We start from the raw sequence: 21,140 nt of genomic DNA, 5'->3' as shown, positions 1-21,140 counted from the left end.
ATGTGTAATTAATTTTCCTTAGTTACTTATCAAGTAAATAAACTGGCATCAACCCGAAAATATGCTCCCAAAGACCTAGCTTCTGACTGATTGATGCTGCGTTGTCCATTAATGATTTGCTCCACCGCATCAGGGGAACCCAAAATAGTAATTAGCTCTGGATATTCTATCTCGTTAGCTTCTATAAGATGCCGTAAAGTTGCTAAAGGATTTCTGTCAGGAATTGGATAATTATCTGCCTCGAACCTTTCGATCAAACTAATCAATAACTCCAGTAAAGCTTCCTCCTCTAAACTAAGTTCCGAGCGATGTTCCAACTCTTGAGCAATTGCGATCACTCGCTCGTTTTCCGCCTCTGTGGTGATTGCTTTTGGTTGATAGTGAGCGAGTAATTCTCCATAGGTTTTAGAATTAAAAGTAAGCATCATTTTTCCAAGTTTCTTTATCGTACTCGGCGTGGGTAAGAATATATTTAATATAGATAGTCTGTCGGTTATAAACTAGATCTACAATTAGACGATAGTGATTTCCTTTAATGTTAAAAACAGTGAAATTACCAACAGATTCAGCACTTTTATAAGTGGCTTGCACATCGATTAGATTTTGCCATTCTGCTTTACTAGCGACTCTATACCAATCATAGAGAGACTCGCAGGAATTAGCGTTGGTCATACAGAAATCGCGAAGTATTCGACGGCTAATTACCCGCATAATACAAATATACCTCTGGCAGTTTCTGTCAATAAGTAGTCGTGCAAAATTAATTTCCTAGTGAAGATAGGCAAGAGGCAAGAGACAAGAGGCAAGAGGTGGTTAGATATGTGTAATTAATTTTGCTTAGGTACTTAGCAATTATATCTCAATATCTAGGCTAACTCAAGCCGGCGGGCTGATTTGCTCACACTTTACATTGCTTAAAATGGTAGCACTTCCCACCAATGGGGATGTTTTCCCGCTTACCAGCTAAATTGAGAATATCAGGGGCATTGATGCCTAAAGGGAGAGAAAATGTATTAGGCTAAAACTAAACTATTTTGGCAAGATTTCTTTGAAGACCTCCTCAGCCTACTTATTGGTTTTCCACGGTAGTCGCGATCCGCGTCCAGCCATGGCGGTGACACGATTAGCAGCCTTAGTTCAAGAAAAAATTAGTCAACCCGCCGAAAGATTGGCGAGTAAATCGGAGTTTAGCCCATCTCTAGCGGTTCTAGAAGCAGATAATCGGGTATTAGTAGGGACTGCCGCCCTAGAATTAGCGATAACACCTCTCCATCAACAAATAGAAGCTTTTGCCCAACAAGCACAAAGCCAAGGATGTAACCGGTTGCAGATTATCCCCCTGTTTCTCCTGTCGGGGGTTCACGTTAAAGAAGATATTCCTGCGGCCGTGGCCAAAGTGCAATCGCCGATTGAGCTAGAGTTAAAGCCCCATTTAGGCAGTTATCAGGGCATAAAATCGCTGTTATCCCGACAATTTGCTGATTTAAGCCCCCAAGACCGCATTTTACTGTCCCACGGTAGTCGTCGCCCCGGAGGTAATCGGGAAGTGGAAAATCTAGCGGCGTTTTCTGGAGCAATTACAGCTTATTGGTCGATAGAACCGAGTTTATGCCAACAAATCGAGAGTTTAATTGCTCAAGGTAGCCAAAAAATCGCTATACTGCCCTATTTCCTCTTTACTGGTGGAATTACCGCCGCGATCGAAGCCCAAGTTTTTCAACTATCACAAAAGCATCCAAATGTCAATATATTTTTAGGTAAATCTTTGGGAGCGACAGGGGAATTAGCCCAAATTATTGTTGAGGAAGGATGTGGATGAAACGGGCAGCGATCGCTTTGGGCGGTAATTTAGGGGATTCAGCGACAATTTTAGGGCAAGCTTTAGGGGAATTAGAGCGAGTCAAAGGAATTAAACTAGAAGCTCATTCCCAATGGTATCAAACCGCGGCCGTCGGGCCGCCTCAGCCCGATTATCTCAACGGTTGCGCCATTGTGCAAGTGGATTTATCGCCCTTAGATTTACTGCATAAATTATTAGAAATCGAGCAGTTATTCGGGAGAGTCCGACGGGAAAGATGGGGACCGCGTACCCTCGATTTAGACTTAATATTTTATGATGACCTGATCTTAGAAACGCCCGAATTACAGATACCCCATCCCCGCTGCCGAGAACGGGCCTTCGTGCTGCTTCCCCTGGCAGAAATTGCCCCCGATTGGCGAGATCCCGTAACCGGAAAAACTATCCTTCAGCTATTGGGCCAATTGGGATTGGCGGAGTAGGATGTTAGATGTTAGGGTTTTAGGGTTTTAGGGTTTTCGTTGAAATTCCCCCATCTCTCCTACTCCCCACACCCCCACGTCCCCATCTCCCCAGATAACCTCATCTCAGTTACCGCCCCGAAACTCTACAATAAAGGCAGCAGCATCAATAAACAGTAAAAAAATCAACCGTGACCAAGACCCCATCGCTCGAGGAAACTCATTACAATCAGGCTAAAGCTAGTTTACAACAGGCTTTAACTTGGTATGCCAGTTTTCGCCGCCATTGGAATTATCCCCCCGATCCCCAACTTCAGGCCGCCGTTAAACAGGATTTGCAGTCCCTAAAATCGGCCTTGGATAAACTGGATGAAACGGTGATTCGGGTGGCAGCCTTCGGGTTAGTCAGTCGCGGTAAATCCTCGGTGGTAAACGCTTTAGTCGGTCAAAAAGTCCTGGCAACTGGCCCCCTGCACGGGGTGACACGCTGGCCGCGATCGGTGCGTTGGACACCAGCTACGGGTAAAATTCAGATAGAATTAATCGATACCCCCGGATTGGATGAGATTGAAGGGGAAGCGCGGGCGAATATGGCCAGAGAAGTCGCTAAAAGTGCCGATTTAATTTTATTTATCGTCGCGGGGGATATTACCCGGACCGAATACGAGGCCTTGGCAGAATTGCGCGGGGCGAAAAAACCGATAATTTTGGTGTTTAATAAGATTGATCTCTATCCGGAAGCCGATCGCCGCCAGATTTTTCAGCAGTTACAGAGATTAGGAACCAATCGGAACGAAAAAACGTTAGAAGATTTGTTAACTAGCGATGAGATAGTTATGGTAGCCGCCGAACCGCAACCGATTCCCGTCCGGGTGGAATACCCCGATGGGCGCGTGGTGACTGAGTGGGAAACCCCTCCCCCCCAAATTGAGGAGCTGCAAGATAAACTCTTAACGATTTTAAATCGGGAAGGGCGATCGCTGCTGGCCTTAAATGCTTTAGTGCAAGGGCAAGAAGCGGAGGAAAATATCGCTAGAAAAACCCTGGAACTCCGGGACAGTCAAGCGGAGGAAATTATCTGGCAATACGCGAAATATAAGGCTTTAGCGATTGCGGCCAATCCGATCGCTATTTTAGACCTACTAGGGGCTTCAATCGTCGATTTGACTCTAGTTCGGGCTTTAGCTCGTTTGTACGGCTTGCCGATTACCAGTCACCAAGCTGGTCAACTCTGGCGGACGCTACTTTTGAGTAGTGGGGGGTTGCTGGTGGGGGAAATCCTCGGCAGTGTGATTATCGGTTTGGGCAAAACGGCGGCGGCGGCGGCCAGTATTTTTGAAAATCCCACCTCTTTAACCCTCTACGGTAGCACCGCTCTCCTACAGGGGGCAATTGCTGCTTATGGAACCTATATCATCGGAAAAGCCGCTAAAATCTATCTAGAACGCGGTTGCAGTTGGGGGGCATCCGGACCGAGTACGGTGATCAATCAAATTCTCGCTCAAGTTCATCCGCAAACTATTTTATATCGTTTACGTCTAGAACTAGAGCAGTGATTTTAAAGGAAAAAGTAGAAAGGAAAAAGGAAAAAAGGCAACAGTTATCAATTAAATATTTCCTCCTGATGACCGACTCCTAATTTTAGAAACTTAATTTTTGACAACGACAACTAGCTAGAAATATTGAGAGAAAATCATGTCTGCTGCCCATAAGTCCTATATTCCCATTCCCGTTTCTCGCCAAAAAAGCCAAGCGAGTCAACGCCGTCCCCAGTCACCAGTAAATCAGGCGACCCCAACGGCTAAACCGGCGACTAAATCGGTGGCGAGAGTTCCCGTGGCCCCGACACAAAAACAATTAGCCTCGCGTCAATTACGTTCCCTTTGCCTCCTAGAAAGAATAGTGGCCGTGATTACTTTTTGTCTGTTGGGTTCGACTCTGGGAATATATGCTTGGACGGTATATATTCCCAAGGTTTGGGACAAAGAATTTGGTAAACTGGAAACACTGCAACGTCACGAGCGCCATCTTTTGGCCACCAATGAAACCCTTAAACATCAACTAGCTCAACAAGCAGAAAAACCCGAAACGGGATTGACTCATCCCCAACCCTTCCAAACTATCTTTTTACAGCGTAAATCTGCCCCGAACCTGAAACCTGCCCCCGCTTCTCAACCCCAATCTACCGTCAATTCTCGACCGAGAAGTGCCTATTAACAGTTATCAGTTATCAGTTATCAGTGGGGAAGTTAACAGTTATCAGATGTGAGTTTTTAAGTGTGCAGTATTAAATAGAAGTTTCCTACTGTCTTGTTACTGATTACTGATTACTGATTACTGATTACTGATTACTGCTCACTGATTACTGCTCACTGATAACTGAAAGATACTTCTCATGACTGACACAAAAAGACCCAAATTTAGAGGTAAAAAAACTCGATCGCCCTCTGGCAGGATCCGGGACAGAAAGTCCTATTTAAACGCCAAAAAACAGCAACAACAGTTAAAAAAATTGCCTTTGAGTAACGGGCGATTGCTGGCGGTGTGGTTGATTTTAGTCATGGGTATTTTGGGGTTAGCTTGGCGATTGTACCAATTACAAATAGTCCAAGCACAGGAATTGCAAAAAAGAGCCAGACAACAGCAAACTACCAGTATTAGACCCTATATTCCCCGACGGGCAATCGTCGATAGTAATGGTAATGTTTTGGCGACCGATCGCTTGATTTATACTCTTTATGTACACCCAAAACTGTTTGCTATTCCGCCGGCAGAAGTGGCTGATAAATTAGCTCCTTTATTAAATATTCCCACTAATCAACTGATTCAAAAATTTAAAGAAAAAGAAACAGGAATTCGTTTAGCCAATCAATTAACCGAATCCGTGGCTAGGGGATTAAAACAATTATCTCTTGACGGTGTAGAATTAGAGGAAAAATACGCTCGTTATTATCCCCAAGACGATGTGGCAGCCGACGTGATTGGCTATGTAGATAAAGAACATCGTGGCCAAGCAGGATTAGAAAGAGGTTCCAGTCAGTTATTAGAAAGAGATCCTTTTTCTGTCAATACAAGACGCATGGGAGACGGGCGAATTTTACCAGCTTTTGTTCCCGATGGTATCTTTCAATTTGATGAATTACAGTTAGAAGTAACCCTCGATTTAAAACTACAAAGAGCCGCTAGGACAGCCCTACGAGAACAGCTAAAAAAATTTAATGCTAAACGGGGAGCCGTCATCGTCATGGACTCCCTTGATGGTTCTCTTTTAGCCCTAGTTTGTGAGCCAACTTTTAACCCCAACGAATACTATAAAGCCAATGTGGCTCTATTTAAAAATTGGACCGTAGCCGATCAGTACGAACCGGGGTCAACTTTTAAACCAATTATTATCGCCCTGGCCATGGAAGCAGGGGCAATTAAAGCTAATACAGTAGTCAATGATCCGGGGGCAATTACTGTCGGTCCCTGGACGATTAAAAATGCCTCTAAACAGGGTTATGGGGCGCTAGATATGGCCAGAGTTCTGCAAACCTCTAGTAACGTGGCCATGGTGCAAATTGCCCAAAAAATGGGGCGAGTTAATTTCTATAAAAGTTTATTAGGATTGGAAATAAATCAAAGGGTTGGCGTAGATTTACCTGGGGAAGTGGCAGGATATCTCAAACCCGAACCAGAATTTCTGGATAATGCCATTGAATCGGCCACCGCTTCCTTTGGTCAAGGTTTATCCCTGACTCCTTTAAAGTTAGTACAATTGCACGGTGCGCTGGCCAATGGTGGCACCTTGGTAACTCCCCATGTGATCAAAGGATTAGCCGACGACCGCGGCCGTTTGCACTGGCGGCCCGATTATCCCAGCAAAAAAGTCTTTTCTCCCACCGTGGCCCGGCAAGTGGTGGAAATGATGGAAACCGTCGTCAGCAAGGGGACGGGGGTAGCGGCCCAAATCCCCGGTTATCGCATCGGAGGCAAAACGGGAACCGCACAAAAAGCTAGTCCGACGGGAGGTTATCTACCTAACGCCAAAATTACCAGTTTTGTCGCGATTTTACCGATCGAATCGCCCCGTTATGTGGTTTTGGTGGTGGTGGATGAACCCAAGGGTGCCAATACTTTTGGCTCCACTGTTGCCGCTCCAGTGGCAAAAACGGTGATGAATACGCTCATTTCCCTCAAAGGTATCCCCCCCACCTCCAAGGTCGTTCCGGAGGGTTCTCCGACCAATAAACCCCCGCGGCACGATTAATTTAAGGGTTGAGGAGAAAAGCCGCTAAATTGTCCCGTAACTCCCATTCTACACCGGGTTTAATTAACCAAAAAAGTGCCAGAAACAAACGTTGAGAAATCAAAATAGGGACTCACAACCCTTGCGCTTTCGCTCTTCGATCTCGAAGGGTTCCGCTTCCAGACGTGCGAGGTCATTTATTCTGACTTCCCCTACCGACGACCAGCTACTGACTCCTAACCCCACCAACAAACTTTTTCAGCAAACCCTATTTAGTCAATTTTTTGAAGATAAGGGAATCGGGGAATTATTGGGAGAAGAAATAAAAACCGATTATATCATCATTGATATAATCGGGAGAGTCATGGATGAATTCAGAATTTTTGAATGATAGCTTCATAAAGTAAAAAAGCGACTGTCGTATCACATTCTAGTCACATCTAACTTATAAGTTTTTGGGGATGTCTATTGATGGACCATAGAAATACTTAAAAATACTAATAGATTGAACGTTTAGGCTCCACACCCAAGGGATTATACTAGAAACAGGCCATAGTGGTCTGTCAAAAATAATGTTCCGAGAACTCGAAAGCATATTTGATGGGACAGCCCTTCAACCCGATGTTCCCTTGTTCCCTTAAATCTAGCGGCGGGTACGGGGGTACGGATTCTTGTCGAGAGCGTATTGCCCAATGAAGTCAAACCGCCTAAAATGTTTCTTAAAACTGCCCGGTTTCTAAAATAGGGTGAGCTTGATTAGTCGGGGAAAATTGACCAATATTTGTATGGGGAGTTACCAACTAATGCTTACTTCTCTTAATCGCATTTTCTCGCCTATAGTATCTGGCGTTTTGCTCACCATAATTATCTCCGGTTGTCAAGTTACAAATGTATTAACTTCGGCGAATAATTCCCAGACAAATCAATGGCAAAAAGTGACCGTAATCGAGGGTTTAGAGCATCCCTGGTCGATGGTTTGGCTACCTAAGGGGGAAATCCTGATCACAGAGCGCCCCGGTCGTTTAAGAGTGGTTAGAGAGGGCAAATTAGACCCAAAAGCCATCGCTGGAGTTCCCGAAGTTTTTGCCGTCGGACAAGGAGGATTGCTCGATGTGGCAATTCATCCCCAATTTGCCCAAAATCGCTGGATTTATCTAACTTATGCCCACGGAGACCAGGAGGCTAATCGTACCCGCGTCGCTCGTGCGGTTTATGATGGTGCAAGCTTGCGAGATGTGCGGGTTATTTTTGAAGTTTCCCAGGCAAAAACCGGCTCTCAACACTTCGGTTCGCGGTTATTATGGCTACCGGATGGCACTTTATTGGTAGCGATTGGGGACGGGGGCAATCCTCCCCTACAATTAGCGGGGGATTTAATTAGAAAACAGGCCCAAAATCTGCAAAGTCATTTAGGTAAAATTATCCGCATCAATGACGATGGTTCCACAGCGAAAGATAATCCTTTTGCGGGTTCTAAAATTTGGAGTTATGGTCATCGGAATATTCAAGGAATCAGCTTTGATCCGATGACTAAAAGAGTCTGGGCAACAGAACACGGAGCGAAAGGAGGGGATGAATTAAATTTAATTGAAAAAGGTAAAAATTATGGTTGGCCATTGGTTTCTGCTAGTCAAGAGTACGGCACTAATACCCCAGTTTCCAGCGAAGAATCTCGCCCAGGTCTGATTGATCCGAAAACAATTTGGACACCTGCGATTGCTCCTTCAGGATTGGTCTTTTACACCGGTAATCGCTTTCCTAATTGGCAGGGAAATTTATTCGCCGGTGGTTTAGTTTCCAGGGATATTCGCCGTCTGTCAGTGGATAAATCGGGTGAAATTATCAATCAAGAAGCGATTCCCATCGGTCAGAGGGTGCGGGATGTGCGTCAAAGTCCCGACGGATTTTTATACCTGCTCACCGATGAAGGTAACGGTCAATTAATTCGCCTTGAACCGCCATCTGATTTGTAAAAGTTCACAGAAATTATTATGGAAACCTTGAAGATTTTTTAGCGACTTCTAGTATAGTTATGTTTGTACGGGAGCAAGCACTCGATTTATGAAGAAAATTTTACAGTTAGTGGGACTAGGTTGCATATTACCTATGTTCCTCGCTAGTGCAAGTTTAGCGGAAACAGTGGTGGAAAAAGTGGCTCGCACGGGGTTTTTGACCGTAGGAACCCGTTTTGATGCGATTCCCTACTCCTACATCAATGATAAGGGGGAATTAGTCGGCTATTCTATGGATGTGTTGGAACGAATTAGAAAACGATTGGAAACTCGTCTCGGTCGTCCCGTCACCCTGCAAATGATTGAAGCTAATCAACCCGGAGAGAAAATTAATCTCATTCGTAGCGGGGACATCGATATCGCTTGTAGTACGGCTTTTACTTGGGAAAGGGCGAAAGTTGTCGATTTTTCCATCAGTTACAGCATTTCTGGGATTAGGATTTTAGCTAAAAAAGGTAGCAATCTCTCCACTCCTCAATCCCTAATCGGTAAACGCATCGCCTTGGTTCCCACTTCTGCGGCCGTCGATGTGATTAAATTAGTACAACCGCAAGCGACAATTGTTACCACCTACAGCACCGTAGAAGAAGCGATCGAAGCTTTAAAAACCGGTAAAATCGACGCAATAGCGGGGGATAGCATCTCTTTAGCGGGAACAATCCTCAGAGATAACCCTAAAATCTACGAAATCGTCCCCGAAGAAGCTCTAGCTAATTTTGGCATCGCTTGCATGGTTCCCGAAAATAACTCTACTTTTTTGGATGATGTCAACTATGCCATTGTTAAAATGATGCAGGATTACATCACCAATGATACGGCCACCGTTAGTCAAATCGATCGCTGGTTCGGTAGTCAAGGCATGGTTCCCATCCCCCCAGAATTATTAAAGGGGTTTTTTGCCTTCAAAGTTATCGAACACGCCCAAATTAATCCCCAAGAAGCCAAATAGGAGCATAAATTCAGGTGAATATCAGCAATAAAACTGGTTTAGTCGGCTTTCTTCTCGCTTTATCTGCCTTCGGTCTGACTAGCACTGCCCAGGCCGCCTCAGACGAGGCTAATCCCATTGAAGCGCGTTTAAGTCGTCTATCTAGCGCTGTACGCGAACGAGTTAACCAACTGCCAGAAGGTACTGCTAATCCTAGTTTACAAGCTTTAGGCTGGGGAGATGGTGGCAATCGCGGTTGGGGGAATGGTCGTGCTGGTGGTTGGGTAAATGGTCGCGGTGGTAGTTTCGTTAATGCGCAGCCCTGGCGCAATGGTTGGTCTGACCGTGGTGGTTTCTTTAATTCCCGACCGCGCTGGGGTAATGGTGGCGGTTTCTTAAATCGTTGGTAAGTAAGGTTGGGTGAGACGATAACTTTATCCTCGTCCCAACCCCGGTTTTACGATGAAATCTAGGGTTTATAACTGGGAAAATCGATATAACCTTCCTTGTCAAAGGAATACCAATCCTTAATCTCAGCATCGGGATTAAGGGGCCAATTATTGGCGAATCTTTCCACCAAATCGGGATTACTGATATAGGGGCGACCGAAAGCAATTAAATCCGCATCTCCTAACTGAATAGCGGCTTCAGCAGTTTCTTTTGTATAACCACAATTGCCGATTAAAGCACTATTAAAAACAGCCCGAAACTCGGATAAAAGCATCGGTTGACCCTTTTGGTGAAAACCAAAAGCCAAGCCATCTAGCAGATGCAAATAAGCTAAATTGTACTCATTTAATCTTTGGGCAATATAGAGAAAAGTTTCTCGAAAATCCTCGGAACCCATGTCATTATAAACCCCATTGGGAGACAGACGCACCCCCACCCGATGACTGGGAAAAACAGTTAAAACTGCCTCGACTACTTCCTGTAAAAAACGATAGCGATTTGCCAAACTGCCTCCGTACTTATCCTGACGCTGATTAGTGGCCGATTGTAGAAAAGTATCGATTAAATAACCATTAGCCCCGTGAATTTCTATGCCATCAAACCCCGCTAATTTTGCCCTCTGAGCGGCTTGGCGGTAATCGGCGACAATTGTGAGGATTTCCTCGGTTTCTAAGGCTCTAGGGGTCTCGTAGGGCTGTTTGCCGATGGGTGTATGCAACTCCCCCTTAATCTTAATTGCGGAAGGGGCAACGGGTAAAGCCCCATTTTCCTGAAAACTAGAATGAGAAGCGCGACCACAGTGCCACAATTGACAAAACATTGGTGTTCCTTTTCTTTGGGCGATTTTTGTCACCATTTGCCATGCTTGCGCTTGTTCATCGGTGTAGATACCGGGGGTATTTTGCCAACCGTTAGCTTGGGGAGAAATTACCGTCGCTTCTGTAATCATTAATCCCGCGCTGGCCCTTTGCCGGTAATACTCGGCCATTATCTCATTAGCAAGACGTTTTTCTCCGGCTCGCGCGCGCGTCATGGGAGCAAGCACAAGACGATTTTCTAGGTTTAAATCTCCCAATTTAAATTGACTTAAAAGAGCCAGGGAAGTAGTGAAGGAAGTCATCGAATTTGCCGATAGAGAATTTAGGTTAATTTTACCGCAATTAGTTAAAACCGGACAATCACACCCCAGGATGATTGACTGTCTATCTGCGAGATTGTCCCTCTCCTAAGTGAGGAGAATTAATCGGATCAACTAGCTGAGTATAATTGATCTTGGTCATAAATATGACTATAATTACTGGTTATTTAATTTATTTATTGTCGAAAATTAAAGAGATATAAACTATGTTTTCTGGTAGTTAAGTCATGATGGTTCGGTATAAAATAGTGTAATTACGCTTATGTTTATCTGACCAGAAATAGTCATTGTCGAGATGTGTAGTAACTGGTGTTTTACCGATCAAATAGACTTCCTAGTGACTGAAACAAAACCCTTACTATTCGGAGCTTGCGAATTTTAAGAGGGTTTTTCAGAATCAGCATTTTTTAGGGAACCTAACCAAAAATACCCAAAAGAGGCACACAGCCCCCAGAGCGCGTTGATAAAAATGGGAAAAAACGAGTTTTTAGCAAGCATCGTGCATTCAATTGTGCTAATCTCCAAAAAATAGCTATTTTTTCACAATTTATTTAGAACTAATTTATGAGTAAAAAAAAAGTCTTGATCGACTTGGGCTTTGTGGCTAGTATGTAAAGCATCTAGCTTCTTCATTGGAGACACCTGAATGAAAGCCCTATTACTATGGCCGCTGATGCCCAACTCCTTTTGGTCCTATCAAGAGACTTTAGATCTAGCCGGTTTAAGATCAACCAATCCGCCCCTGGGTTTAATTACGGTGGCGGCCCTATTGCCATCCGATTGGGAAATCCGGTTTGTTGATCGCAATGTCCGATTGGAAACGGCTTCCGATTGGGAGTGGTGCGATTTGGTAATCATCTCCGCCATGATCATTCAGAAAAAAGACTTTCAAGAATTGATTGCCAAAGGGTTGCAGTTGGGTAAAAAAGTGGCTGTAGGCGGGCCTTACCCCACCTCCTATCCAGAAGTTGCCCAAAAAGCTGGGGCAGATTACCTGATTCTGGATGAAGGAGAACTGACAATCCCTCTGTTCTTGGCGGCCCTGGAGCGGGGTGAACCGAGTGGTGTCTTTAGAGCCAGTGAGAAACCCGATGTAACCATGACACCGATCGCCCGCTATGATCTGCTAGATCTGGATGCCTATCTGGCGATTACTGTGCAGTTTTCTCGCGGTTGCCCCTTTCAATGCGAATTTTGTGACATCATCAACCTCTATGGCCGCAAACCGCGCACCAAAACCCCAGAACAAATGTTGGCTGAGTTGGAGACGTTATATCAACTGGGCTGGAGGCGCTACATTTTTGTTGTCGATGACAACTTCATTGGCAATAAGCGGAATGCCAAGGTGTTTCTGCGGCAGTTGATCCCCTGGATGGAAGAACACCAGTATCCCTTTAAACTGATTACGGAAGCTTCCCTTAATCTGGCCGAAGACAGCGAACTGATCGAGTTAATGGTCAAGGCCGGTTTTATGCTGGTGTTTATGGGGATTGAGACACCAGATACCGATAGCTTAATGGGCATTAACAAGGTTCAAAACACCCGCCAATCCCTGATTGAATCCTGTCACAAAATTACCCGCATGGGGCTGCAGATTATGTCTGGCTTCATTATCGGTTTTGACAATGAGAAACCAGGCGCGGGGCAGCGGATCAAAGATTTTATTATGGAGGCGAGTATTCCCCAGGGGCAGTTTAGCCTGCTCCAGGCCCTGCAAAATACCGCCCTGTGGAATCGCCTGCAACAGGAAGGTCGTCTGGTGGATGGCATGGGTACTTTCCATCAGGGAGCGATGATGAACTTTGAGCCAACTCGCCCGGTGGAAGAGATTACCGAAGAATACATCGATGCTTTCTGGGAAATCTACGATCCTGTTAACTACCTGAAACGAACCTTCAACCATTTCATGATCATGGGGGGATGGCGCGGCAAATCGAACCGTAAATTAGATTGGCAACAGTGGCAATTGTTCCGTTCCCTGCTCTGGCGACAGGGGATTGTCCGACCGACGCGGTTCCGTTTCTGGTGGCAACTGGCGGTGATTGCCTGGGTCAAACCCCGTCTGCTAGAAGAGTATCTAGCAACTCTAGGGATAGGTGAGCATTTTTTTGCCTATCGCTATGAAGTCAGAGAACAATTACTAAAACAACTAGCCGATTTGAAGCAACAGAAAGCAAGGATGACAGAAGCTGGCCCTTTAAATCCACCGATAGCGGCATAAACTAAACTTATACCAATATGGGTGGTGGCTCATTTGATCGCAGAGATTTTGGCAAATTTTCCTTTTTAGGATGGTTTTCCTGAGTTGAGATTCTCCCCCCTTACTTTATTTAAGTAGGGGGGAAAAAAAAATCAATTGGCACGCTGTTCAACCAACAGTTGGTAAGCATGATTAAAATCAGCCGTTGTAATGCGAATCTCAGCCGGGTCAGTCATTCCCTGATGGCGATAACGACGAATTGCCATCAGTGCCGCTTGGTTACATAATAACGCTAAATCTGCGCCATTCCAGCCTTCGGTTGCCTCGGCCCAATAGCCTAAATCCACATCCTCTAAAGGACGTTCATCATTATGGACACCGAGAATTGCTAAACGACTAGAGGCATTCGGTAAATCAACTTTTAACTGTAAATCCAAACGTCCCGCTCGCAATAGGGCAGGATCTAACGCATCTGGGCGATTAGTGGCTCCAATCACTAAAATCGTTGCCCCCGTTTGCAACCCATCTAACTCCGTGAGGATTTGTCCCACAACCCGGTCACTCACTCCTGAATCCCCACTATAACGACCTCTTGCCGGTGCTAAAGTATCAATTTCATCAATAAAAACCACACAAGGTGCTGCCTGACGAGCTTTGGCAAACAACTCACGCACCGCTTGTTCACTCGCACCCACCCATTTACTCAAAAGTTCAGGTCCATTAATACTAATAAAATTAGCTCGCGCCTGAGATGCAACCGCTTTGGCCAATAAGGTTTTTCCCGTTCCGGGGGGACCCCAAAGTAAAATACCTTTGGGAGCTTGGGCTTTGGTTTGCGTATATAATTGCGGATGGAGTAATGCCCCTTCCACGGACTCCTGTAGGGTTTGTTTAATCTGTTCAAGTCCGCCAATATTGTCCCAGTCCACATGGGGAGACTCCACTTCCACAGACCGCAACACCGCCGGTTTAACCTCTTTCAGGGCTTGCAAAAAGTCGGCTTGGACCACCGTCATTGTTTCTGGAATTCGCGAGTCAATTGTAGGAACCTGGCGCCGCAAAGCACTATAGGCCGCTTTCTGGCAAACGGCTTTTAAATCTGACCCGACAAATCCCACCGCATTATCGGCAATCAAATCTAAGGAAACTGATTCATCTAGGGGCATGGAACGGGTGAGAATTTGGAGGATTTCTAAACGGCCCTTGCGGTCAGGCACCCGAAAGAGGACCTCTCGGTCAAACCGTCCAGGGCGACGGAGGGCAGGGTCAAGATGGTCGGGACGGTTTGTCGCCGCTAGAACAATCACCCCTTGACTTTGGGCAAAGCCATCCATTAAACCCAGCAATTGGGCCACCAGTCTTTTTTCTACTTCCCCTTCAACTTTACTACGGTCGGGTGCCATGCTATCAATTTCGTCAATAAAAACGATACAAGGCGCATTCTTACCGGCTTTCTCAAAAATTCCCCGCAGTTTTTGCTCGGCTTCCCCATAATATTTGCTGATCACCTCTGGTCCGACTAAGGCAATATAGTTAACACCGAGTTCTTCGGCCAAAGCACGGGCAGTCAGGGTTTTACCAGTTCCAGGGGGTCCGACTAAGAGAACGCCGCGAGTGGGTTCAAGTCCTAACTTGGCCAACAAGTCGGGGCGTTTCAGGGGAATGGCAATTAGTTCCTTGAGTTCTTTAATCACTTCCGTCAAGCCACCAACGTCTTTCAGGGAAGCCGTGGTCGGTCCTTCGGGCGGTGTCACAGTGTCTTCAACCCCTGAATCAGTGGGAGATGACCGATTGCGATTGACCTCAAAATCATCCCCGCCAGAATTGCTCGGGCGAGAAACTCCCCCTGAACGGGGAATACCGCCAGAACGGGGAATATTACTCAAGGGACGGGAATTAAATTGCATTTCGGTTTTAATTTCCCCTTTTTCGAGTTTCTCTTCCAAGATTTTAGCCAGTTCGACTAATTGCTCGAAGCCTTTGAATAATTCTGCCATAAAATTTCTCCTGAGTCAAGTGAAAGATGGGGACTGGGTGATAGATGGGGTGAAGAAGTCCGACTTGAGCAGACTAATTACCTTTAAAATAACAGATCTGCCGCGCTTTTTACCCGGGCTAGAGGTTCTACTGACCGGGGTAAACTGGGTAAGCGAATCAAAGTTTGATCTGGGAATAAATCCCGATCAATTTCCTCATTAGCATGATAACGATTCTGCACGACGTAACGTTGATAGACTCCCATTTTTTTCAAAGATGCTGTCAATCGCAGTTGTTCGGCAACGATGGCATCTTGGGCTTGCAAAACTCCAATAAATTCTGTATGTTGGGGGTCTTTGAGTTTTTTCTGGGCAGACATCACCTGTTGTCTTAAGATTCGCAATCGTCCCATTAAATCTACACGCCCTAAGACATCTTGATACTTCATCCAAAGCTTAAAAATCCAACTTAACCAATCTCCTAAAGCCGTTGGCATTTCTAAAAATCGCAGGAGATGACCGGTAGGAGCCGTATCTAAAATAATCAAATCTTGTTGTTTCTGGTCTAATAACTCCATTACTTTTACTAGGGACAACATTTCATCAATTCCTGGCAGAGATTGAGCGACAATTTGTCGCCAAGCTTCTGGAGTATAAGCTAGTTTGATGTTCCCTTCTTCCTTACCTTCACCACTAATCATTTCTGCTAGTTCCCATAAATAATCATCCCGAAATTTTTCTAAAACGATATTAGCATCAACTTCTTGACCACTTAAATTATCAGTTAATTGCGTGGATTGATGTCCTAACTTTGTCCCAAAGGCATCTCCCAAAGAATGCGCTGGATCAATAGAAATAATTCTAATTTTTTGCTCGGGATGACGATTCGCTAACGCCCAACCAATGGCCGCGGCAACGGTGGTTTTTCCCACCCCCCCCTTGCCACCAATGATAATGAGTTGGCGTTTGTCGTCAATAAAATCACTAAAACTCGGCAGAATTTTTTGCGGCCATTGAATAGGAGGCGGGGCCATAAATTCTACTTTTTCGATAATTTTAATTTGACTCATGATCTGATCTAATGCTTCACCTCCTAGGGGTTCTTTTGATTGTTGGGGCAGGGTGAAAATTGTCTCTTGACCTGGAATTTTTAGGAATTTATCCAGGAGTTGCTGTTGCTCACTATAGCGATCTAAATTTTGATTAGGATCCGTTAGAATTCGATTAATAAATAAGCTGCCGCAGGGAATATTTAAGTGATGCAAACTATTGAGTAATCGTTCGGTTTCTAATAAACTCATCGGTTCGGCAATTGCCACAATTAAACAAACGGTAAAATCCCGATCTTGTAGGATTCGTTTGCCTTCGGTTAATTCTGCTTGTGTTTTGACTAAAAAGTCATCCACATCATCGGCATTGTAGGTTTTTGAAAAAGTTTGCGAAATAACACGATGTTTTTCTTGAAACAACTCTAAAGAATTTAAAATAATCTCTAAAAAGTCTTTAATTCCCAATAAATTCAAGGTATGACCAGAGGGAGCCATATCAACAACAATTCGATCTACAACATTGTCAATAAGTAATCGCTGAATTTCTAATAGACCCATGATTTCATCTAAACCTGGCCAGTCTAAATCCCAAACAGGAGTTAAATCTTCTCCTTCAACAAAACTGCCCCGTTCTACTAAAAGTTCTAAAAATTTTCCGTATTTTTCTTTAAATTCTAAGAGCAATTTTTCCGCATCTAATGCCCTAACTTTTAAGTTAGGTAAGTCTTTTACAGATAATGCTTGATCGCTAACTTCTGTTTGCAATACATCCCCTAAAGAATGAGCAGGATCGGTTGAGATTAACAGGATTTGTTCCTCGGGAAATAATTTAGCCCAACGGCGAGCAAATCCACAGGAAAGGGTGGTTTTTCCCACTCCTCCTTTGCCACTAAACATAACTAAATGTCGAGTGTCATAACGACTTAGAGAGTTATTTACCAAGTTAAAGTTAGCCATAGAGAAATCAAGTTAAGTAAAGTGATAGGGGGGAGAAACTTGTCCTAATTGTAATTCCCAACGGGGGCAGGCTTTCTGCCAATGCAAGACTTGCTCGATTAGTAAAGGTTCTTCTTGAAAATCAACTAAAAGATAAATTCGTGATTCTGTCCCTGGAGCAGTAATAATTCTCGTTGACGGATAGCTTTGGGTCACTAAATGCACGAAATTTTGCCATTCTGAACCTTGCAAAGTATAAAAATCTTGTTGGGCTTCATAAAGCTGTTTTTTGGCTAAAAAATATTGTCTGCCCTTGCTTTCAGAAAAGAGTACAGGCTCCTCTGGCTTACGGGGAATACATTTTAAAAGATATTCTCCTTTTCCCTCAAGTTCTTCAATTTTTTCTTGATATTCTTGGCCATGAGAACAAAGATGAGTCAGTAAATTTTCTGCCTCTAAAAAAGATGTGCCAAAACGTAAGGGTAAAATAGTGGTTTGTCGAAATAATTCACAGATGACTCGATCATGGCATAAAACCGATTGAATCAAGCGTTCATCATCATTTTGTAAAGTGTCTAAACAAACTTCGGGCTCGACTACGGCCGAGAGCTCTCCACCAGTTATCAGTAACAACGGGTTAGCCATTCCAACGGGTAATGTTAGGCTTTCTATGGGGGTTTTCAAAAAAGCGTAAGTATATAGATTGTACAATTTCATAAGGTTGACCGAAAGAAAATTGACGATTTTTTACGAATTTTTATATTGGGGCGTTGATATGCTAGAATATTCTAAGTTATTCAGGGATTTTTATGACAACCACTCGTCCACCCAGACCAATTAGATCTAAAATTAGCACTATGCCTCGGAAACAATCTGAAGCAGATCACCAACTTGAGCTTTACAAGTTAATTACTGAAAAACAACGTATCCAAGAAAAATTAGAAATGATGGAGCGGCAGATTGAGCAGTTAAAAAGTCGTCTCACGTCTGTGACAGATCAAATTGAGATCACAGAACAAAGTATTCAAAATTTGCGTACAGTCAATCCTCCTAGTGTAGCTAAAAAACCTGATTCCCCCAAAACTGTTGCTCACTCCTCTAATAATTCCAGTAATTTCCAAACTTTTTACCTAGAATATTAAGGCTTAACCAAGGGCTAGTTCTGACCAAGCTTCAACGAGTTCTCCAGCTTGTCAAATCCGCCCTTACTAAGCTTACAATTTGTGATTTTGTTCATGATCTATGTGGTGGGAAAGATTACAAGTTTAGAGAGAAGATTCAGATTCGTTTTCTGCCTCTTCTTCTTCTTCTAAGGCTTGAATTTTTAATAAAAGTTCTTCTTCCTGAATTTCAAACTCCTCCTCAGAAATGTTGCCCATATCGTAAGATAGTTGTAAGGATAATAACAATTTGTGCAAATTTTCCGCCTCATCATATTCTATATCTGCACGCTCTTGAATTTTCTCCCCAATCCAGATCAGACCCCCAATAGGACCGGTAATAGGAAGAAGTAAAAGATCGAGAAACATAACTGATACTCTCCTTAGATAAGTTGGGCAAAGGTATAGGGTGCAGTTAAATTGTTATAGCGAATCCTTAGGCGATCACCAAACTGTTGATCGATCGCTTCAACGTTTTGGCTAAATTCTGGCTCTTGCTCCCAAGGAATTAAATAAGCAGCATTGTAAATCATGTCATCCGTCATCGGATCGCTTTCAATCACCTCTTGGGCCCGATGATTTAATTGCTCTCTAAAGACTTGAATAATGTCTTGTTTCCGTTGCAATACAGTGGCTTCAATGAGTTGACCTATATGGATAATTTCTTCCATATTTAAGTTTTTCCCCATCATCGCATCCCGTTCTTGTTTTAACTTAGGATTAGACTCCAAAGCCGCTTGTAATTCCCACTTATTATCCCAAAAAATCTTAATGCTAACCTCTCGTTGTCCTGACAGTTTAGCAAATAATTCTTTCAGTTGGGTTTTATAGGGAGTAATTAGTTGTTCGGTGACGGATTCCCAGGTTTTGATAACTAAGCCAAACCGCAGGGGCAACAACGTTGTAAACCCTGCTTCCATGACAGTTTCTAATACTTTTTCATGGCAAATTAAATAGCGACGGGATGCCAAATACTTCTCTTTATGAGCAGCGGAGTAGAGAAAACTAAAACCATCAATCATCTGACTGTGAACTGGCTCATTATCAATCCCTTGCAAAACGAGTCCGTCAGGAACTGGTTCGGGAAATATTCCATATAAATAAAGACCCACTGTCATCAGTATTCTCCCAAATTAAAGCGGCTGAGAAGTTAAAACCAAACGAAGCTTTAGATGAATTAGATCTAGTTGAGCTAAACCCAGATCAACATTTCCTTCCACAACAACTCCTGTATTGAGGAGTCGATCCACTAATTCTAACACAGAAGGCTTAATACCCTCCTCTCCCGGGTAATAACTCCCTGCTTCCGGTAAAAGAGTGCCAAACTCTCCTAGGTGGACATTTAAATCTTCTGGCTCAACCTCAAAAATTTCACACAAATAGAGAATTTGTTCTTGCAATTTTTGGATACTTTCTGCGGCTCTATCTAAATCAGACTCACTGAGAACCCCTTTTTCCATCCGGCGAATGATTTGGGCTTCGAGCAATTGGCGTACCAGTTCCACGACAGTTAACAGTAAAGGGGCTAAACCAGCTTGGCTATTACTTTCTGGACGGGTCAGCAAGGCTTGATTATCAGAATCGTAAGGTGTGCAAGCAAGTGTCATGGTTGGAATTGGTAAATGAGCAGTTTTTGATGGTGAGTCTCTAGTGGGGAGCTTGGCCAAGAAATTTTATCTGAGGGAAAATAATGATTTGACATACCCCACACCGTAAACGGACGTGGATTCTTCTAGCATCACTGCTGAGAATTTCTGGCTCAACGAGTCCACTTGAATTAGATTCCTAGCGAAATCCAACCCAGAGGTGGTTCTCTCCTCAGACTTTCGCGACCTTACAGAAGCCTGTTTTCGGGGGACCCGACGATACAGTTCAAAACCTCTAAAATACTTGGTTTCTCTGGTACTTGAAGCGTAGAGCTTTTACCTATAGGAGCATTCCCCTAGAGAACCCCATAACTCTAGTTTTCAAGGTGCGTTCATCGGTTGATGACTGGGTTTTTTAAGCGGTTGCTTACCCGACCCCCTATTCTTAATATCATACATCACATAAAGCCGCCCTAAAAGGGCGAGGCTTTCAACCCAATTTTTCGGTAAACTTCTTTACCGTTTGAGGATTCAATTGAGGAATTTCAATGTATATAAGGAATGTGCCTGCTCGTTCGGACTGGTATCACGGCTCTCCATCGCACTCAATTTGGCTAAGGATTTTAAGGCTTGAAGTCGGCGTGAAAGTTCCAGGTTTTCTGTTAATAAAGCTTGGCATTGGCTAGGGAGGTGGGGATAACCTTGCAAGCTGTTAATCGCCGTTTCCCTTGCTTGATCAAGAGGGGCAATCGTCAACTCGTGTAAATTTCCTAACCGTTGAGGATTCAGGTGAGGAATTTCACGCATCTGAGGAATGTGCTTCATCGTTCGGACTGGTATCATGGCTCTCTATTGCACTCAATTGGCTTAAGGATTTTAGGGTTTCAAGCTCAGTTTCCAGGGTTTGGAGTCGGAGCGAAAGTTCCCGATTTTCTGCTAGTAAAGCTTGGGATTGGCTATGGAGGTAGGGATCACCTTCCCACCAGTTGATTCCCATTTCCCTTGCTTTATCAACAGAGGCAATTAACAAACGAATGCGGATATTTATCAGTTCAGTGGAGGCGATCGAAACGGAAATATCGCCAGCAATCACAATTCCTTTATCTAAAACTCGTTCAAGGATATCCGCCAAACTCGAACCTTGAGTTGCTGTTTTCAGGGCGCTGTTTGATTGGGTTTTGAGCGAGCCAGTAAAAGTGGAAGAAGTCACGGTTGGTT

Annotated in this window: 22 protein-coding genes; 11 read left to right on the top strand and 11 right to left on the bottom strand. The window is 44.1% G+C overall.

All coding sequences use genetic code 11. The features are described 5' to 3' along the window. Positions 1 to 29: 29 nt before the first annotated feature. Both IM475_RS03315 and IM475_RS03310 read right to left on the bottom strand, forming a co-directional pair. Positions 30 to 425 carry a helix-turn-helix domain-containing protein gene (locus tag IM475_RS03315; protein WP_353737434.1) on the bottom strand — a complete coding sequence of 132 codons (396 nt, stop codon included), beginning with the start codon at positions 423 to 425 and terminating at the stop codon, positions 30 to 32. Beyond that, positions 412 to 711: a type II toxin-antitoxin system HigB family toxin gene (locus IM475_RS03310; protein ID WP_287726675.1), complete on the bottom strand. Its 300-nt coding sequence runs from the start codon at positions 709 to 711 to the stop codon at positions 412 to 414. The genes IM475_RS03315 and IM475_RS03310 overlap by 14 nt, the downstream gene beginning before the upstream one ends. Positions 712 to 1,048: 337 nt before the next feature. On the opposite strand from IM475_RS03310, the gene IM475_RS03305 reads away from it, so the two are divergent. From IM475_RS03305 to grrA, 9 genes are all read left to right on the top strand, one after another. Then, on the top strand, positions 1,049 to 1,819 hold the full coding sequence (locus IM475_RS03305) for a sirohydrochlorin chelatase (RefSeq protein ID WP_502865432.1): 771 nt from the start codon (positions 1,049 to 1,051) through the stop codon (positions 1,817 to 1,819). Continuing rightward, complete coding sequence (gene folK / locus IM475_RS03300; RefSeq protein WP_052588148.1) at positions 1,816 to 2,280, top strand: 2-amino-4-hydroxy-6-hydroxymethyldihydropteridine diphosphokinase; 465 nt, start codon at positions 1,816 to 1,818, stop codon at positions 2,278 to 2,280. The genes IM475_RS03305 and folK overlap by 4 nt, the downstream gene beginning before the upstream one ends. A gap of 170 nt (positions 2,281 to 2,450) precedes the next feature. Continuing rightward, positions 2,451 to 3,815, top strand: a complete 1,365-nt coding sequence (locus IM475_RS03295) for a GTP-binding protein (protein WP_287726674.1) — start codon at positions 2,451 to 2,453, stop codon at positions 3,813 to 3,815. A 139-nt stretch (positions 3,816 to 3,954) separates the two neighbouring features. Beyond that, entirely contained in the window at positions 3,955 to 4,476 is a 522-nt protein-coding gene (locus IM475_RS03290; RefSeq protein ID WP_287656747.1) for a hypothetical protein, read from the top strand. A 178-nt stretch (positions 4,477 to 4,654) separates the two neighbouring features. After that, complete coding sequence (locus tag IM475_RS03285) at positions 4,655 to 6,508, top strand: peptidoglycan D,D-transpeptidase FtsI family protein (protein WP_287726673.1); 1,854 nt, start codon at positions 4,655 to 4,657, stop codon at positions 6,506 to 6,508. A 91-nt stretch (positions 6,509 to 6,599) separates the two neighbouring features. Beyond that, on the top strand, positions 6,600 to 6,878 hold the full coding sequence (locus tag IM475_RS03280; protein ID WP_287726739.1) for a hypothetical protein: 279 nt from the start codon (positions 6,600 to 6,602) through the stop codon (positions 6,876 to 6,878). Positions 6,879 to 7,290: 412 nt separating this feature from the next. Continuing rightward, positions 7,291 to 8,460: a PQQ-dependent sugar dehydrogenase gene (locus IM475_RS03275; RefSeq protein WP_287726672.1), complete on the top strand. Its 1,170-nt coding sequence runs from the start codon at positions 7,291 to 7,293 to the stop codon at positions 8,458 to 8,460. Positions 8,461 to 8,548: 88 nt separating this feature from the next. Then, complete coding sequence (gene grrP, locus IM475_RS03270; RefSeq protein ID WP_287726671.1) at positions 8,549 to 9,448, top strand: extracellular substrate binding-like orphan protein GrrP; 900 nt, start codon at positions 8,549 to 8,551, stop codon at positions 9,446 to 9,448. A 14-nt stretch (positions 9,449 to 9,462) separates the two neighbouring features. Next, positions 9,463 to 9,837, top strand: a complete 375-nt coding sequence (grrA, locus tag IM475_RS03265; RefSeq protein ID WP_287726670.1) for a GrrA/OscA1 family cyclophane-containing rSAM-modified RiPP — start codon at positions 9,463 to 9,465, stop codon at positions 9,835 to 9,837. Between the two features lie 59 nt (positions 9,838 to 9,896). On the opposite strand, the gene IM475_RS03260 is transcribed toward grrA, so the two are convergent. Further along, a complete protein-coding gene (locus IM475_RS03260) occupies positions 9,897 to 10,997 on the bottom strand; it encodes an alkene reductase (protein ID WP_287726669.1) in 1,101 nt (366 codons plus the stop codon). A gap of 664 nt (positions 10,998 to 11,661) precedes the next feature. On the opposite strand from IM475_RS03260, the gene IM475_RS03255 reads away from it, so the two are divergent. Continuing rightward, entirely contained in the window at positions 11,662 to 13,236 is a 1,575-nt protein-coding gene (locus IM475_RS03255) for a B12-binding domain-containing radical SAM protein (RefSeq protein ID WP_287726668.1), read from the top strand. Positions 13,237 to 13,367: 131 nt separating this feature from the next. On the opposite strand, the gene IM475_RS03250 is transcribed toward IM475_RS03255, so the two are convergent. From IM475_RS03250 to IM475_RS03240, 3 genes are all read right to left on the bottom strand, one after another. After that, positions 13,368 to 15,212: an AAA family ATPase gene (locus tag IM475_RS03250; RefSeq protein ID WP_287726667.1), complete on the bottom strand. Its 1,845-nt coding sequence runs from the start codon at positions 15,210 to 15,212 to the stop codon at positions 13,368 to 13,370. Positions 15,213 to 15,295: 83 nt separating this feature from the next. Then, a complete protein-coding gene (locus IM475_RS03245; RefSeq protein WP_287726666.1) occupies positions 15,296 to 17,197 on the bottom strand; it encodes an ArsA family ATPase in 1,902 nt (633 codons plus the stop codon). 12 nt (positions 17,198 to 17,209) lie between these two features. Then, positions 17,210 to 17,893, bottom strand: coding sequence for a GvpL/GvpF family gas vesicle protein (locus IM475_RS03240; protein ID WP_287726665.1), 684 nt, complete (start codon positions 17,891 to 17,893; stop codon positions 17,210 to 17,212). 92 nt (positions 17,894 to 17,985) lie between these two features. Here IM475_RS03240 and IM475_RS03235 point away from each other — a divergent pair, with 92 nt between their 5' ends. Then, positions 17,986 to 18,318, top strand: a complete 333-nt coding sequence (locus IM475_RS03235) for a gas vesicle protein (protein WP_353737433.1) — start codon at positions 17,986 to 17,988, stop codon at positions 18,316 to 18,318. Between the two features lie 123 nt (positions 18,319 to 18,441). Here the strand turns inward: IM475_RS03235 and IM475_RS03230 are convergent, their stop codons facing one another. From IM475_RS03230 to IM475_RS03210, 5 genes are all read right to left on the bottom strand, one after another. Continuing rightward, entirely contained in the window at positions 18,442 to 18,705 is a 264-nt protein-coding gene (locus tag IM475_RS03230) for a gas vesicle protein GvpG (protein ID WP_287658240.1), read from the bottom strand. A 14-nt stretch (positions 18,706 to 18,719) separates the two neighbouring features. Next, positions 18,720 to 19,454 (bottom strand): gas vesicle protein GvpF, encoded by a 735-nt coding sequence (gvpF, locus tag IM475_RS03225; RefSeq protein ID WP_287726664.1) that lies wholly within the window; start codon positions 19,452 to 19,454, stop codon positions 18,720 to 18,722. Between the two features lie 15 nt (positions 19,455 to 19,469). Next, entirely contained in the window at positions 19,470 to 19,943 is a 474-nt protein-coding gene (locus tag IM475_RS03220) for a gas vesicle protein K (RefSeq protein WP_287726663.1), read from the bottom strand. A 510-nt stretch (positions 19,944 to 20,453) separates the two neighbouring features. Then, positions 20,454 to 20,765: a gas vesicle protein gene (locus tag IM475_RS03215; RefSeq protein ID WP_353737432.1), complete on the bottom strand. Its 312-nt coding sequence runs from the start codon at positions 20,763 to 20,765 to the stop codon at positions 20,454 to 20,456. Then, positions 20,722 to 21,132, bottom strand: coding sequence for a gas vesicle protein (locus IM475_RS03210; RefSeq protein WP_287726661.1), 411 nt, complete (start codon positions 21,130 to 21,132; stop codon positions 20,722 to 20,724). Before IM475_RS03210 ends, IM475_RS03215 begins: the two co-directional genes overlap by 44 nt. Positions 21,133 to 21,140 lie beyond the last annotated feature (8 nt).

The organism is Microcystis sp. M061S2 (genome assembly GCF_020245605.1).
Taxonomy (GTDB): Bacteria; Cyanobacteriota; Cyanobacteriia; order Cyanobacteriales; family Microcystaceae; genus Microcystis.
The sequence above is the reverse complement of the archived record's forward strand: the minus strand, read 5'-3'. Positions and strand labels throughout refer to the sequence as shown.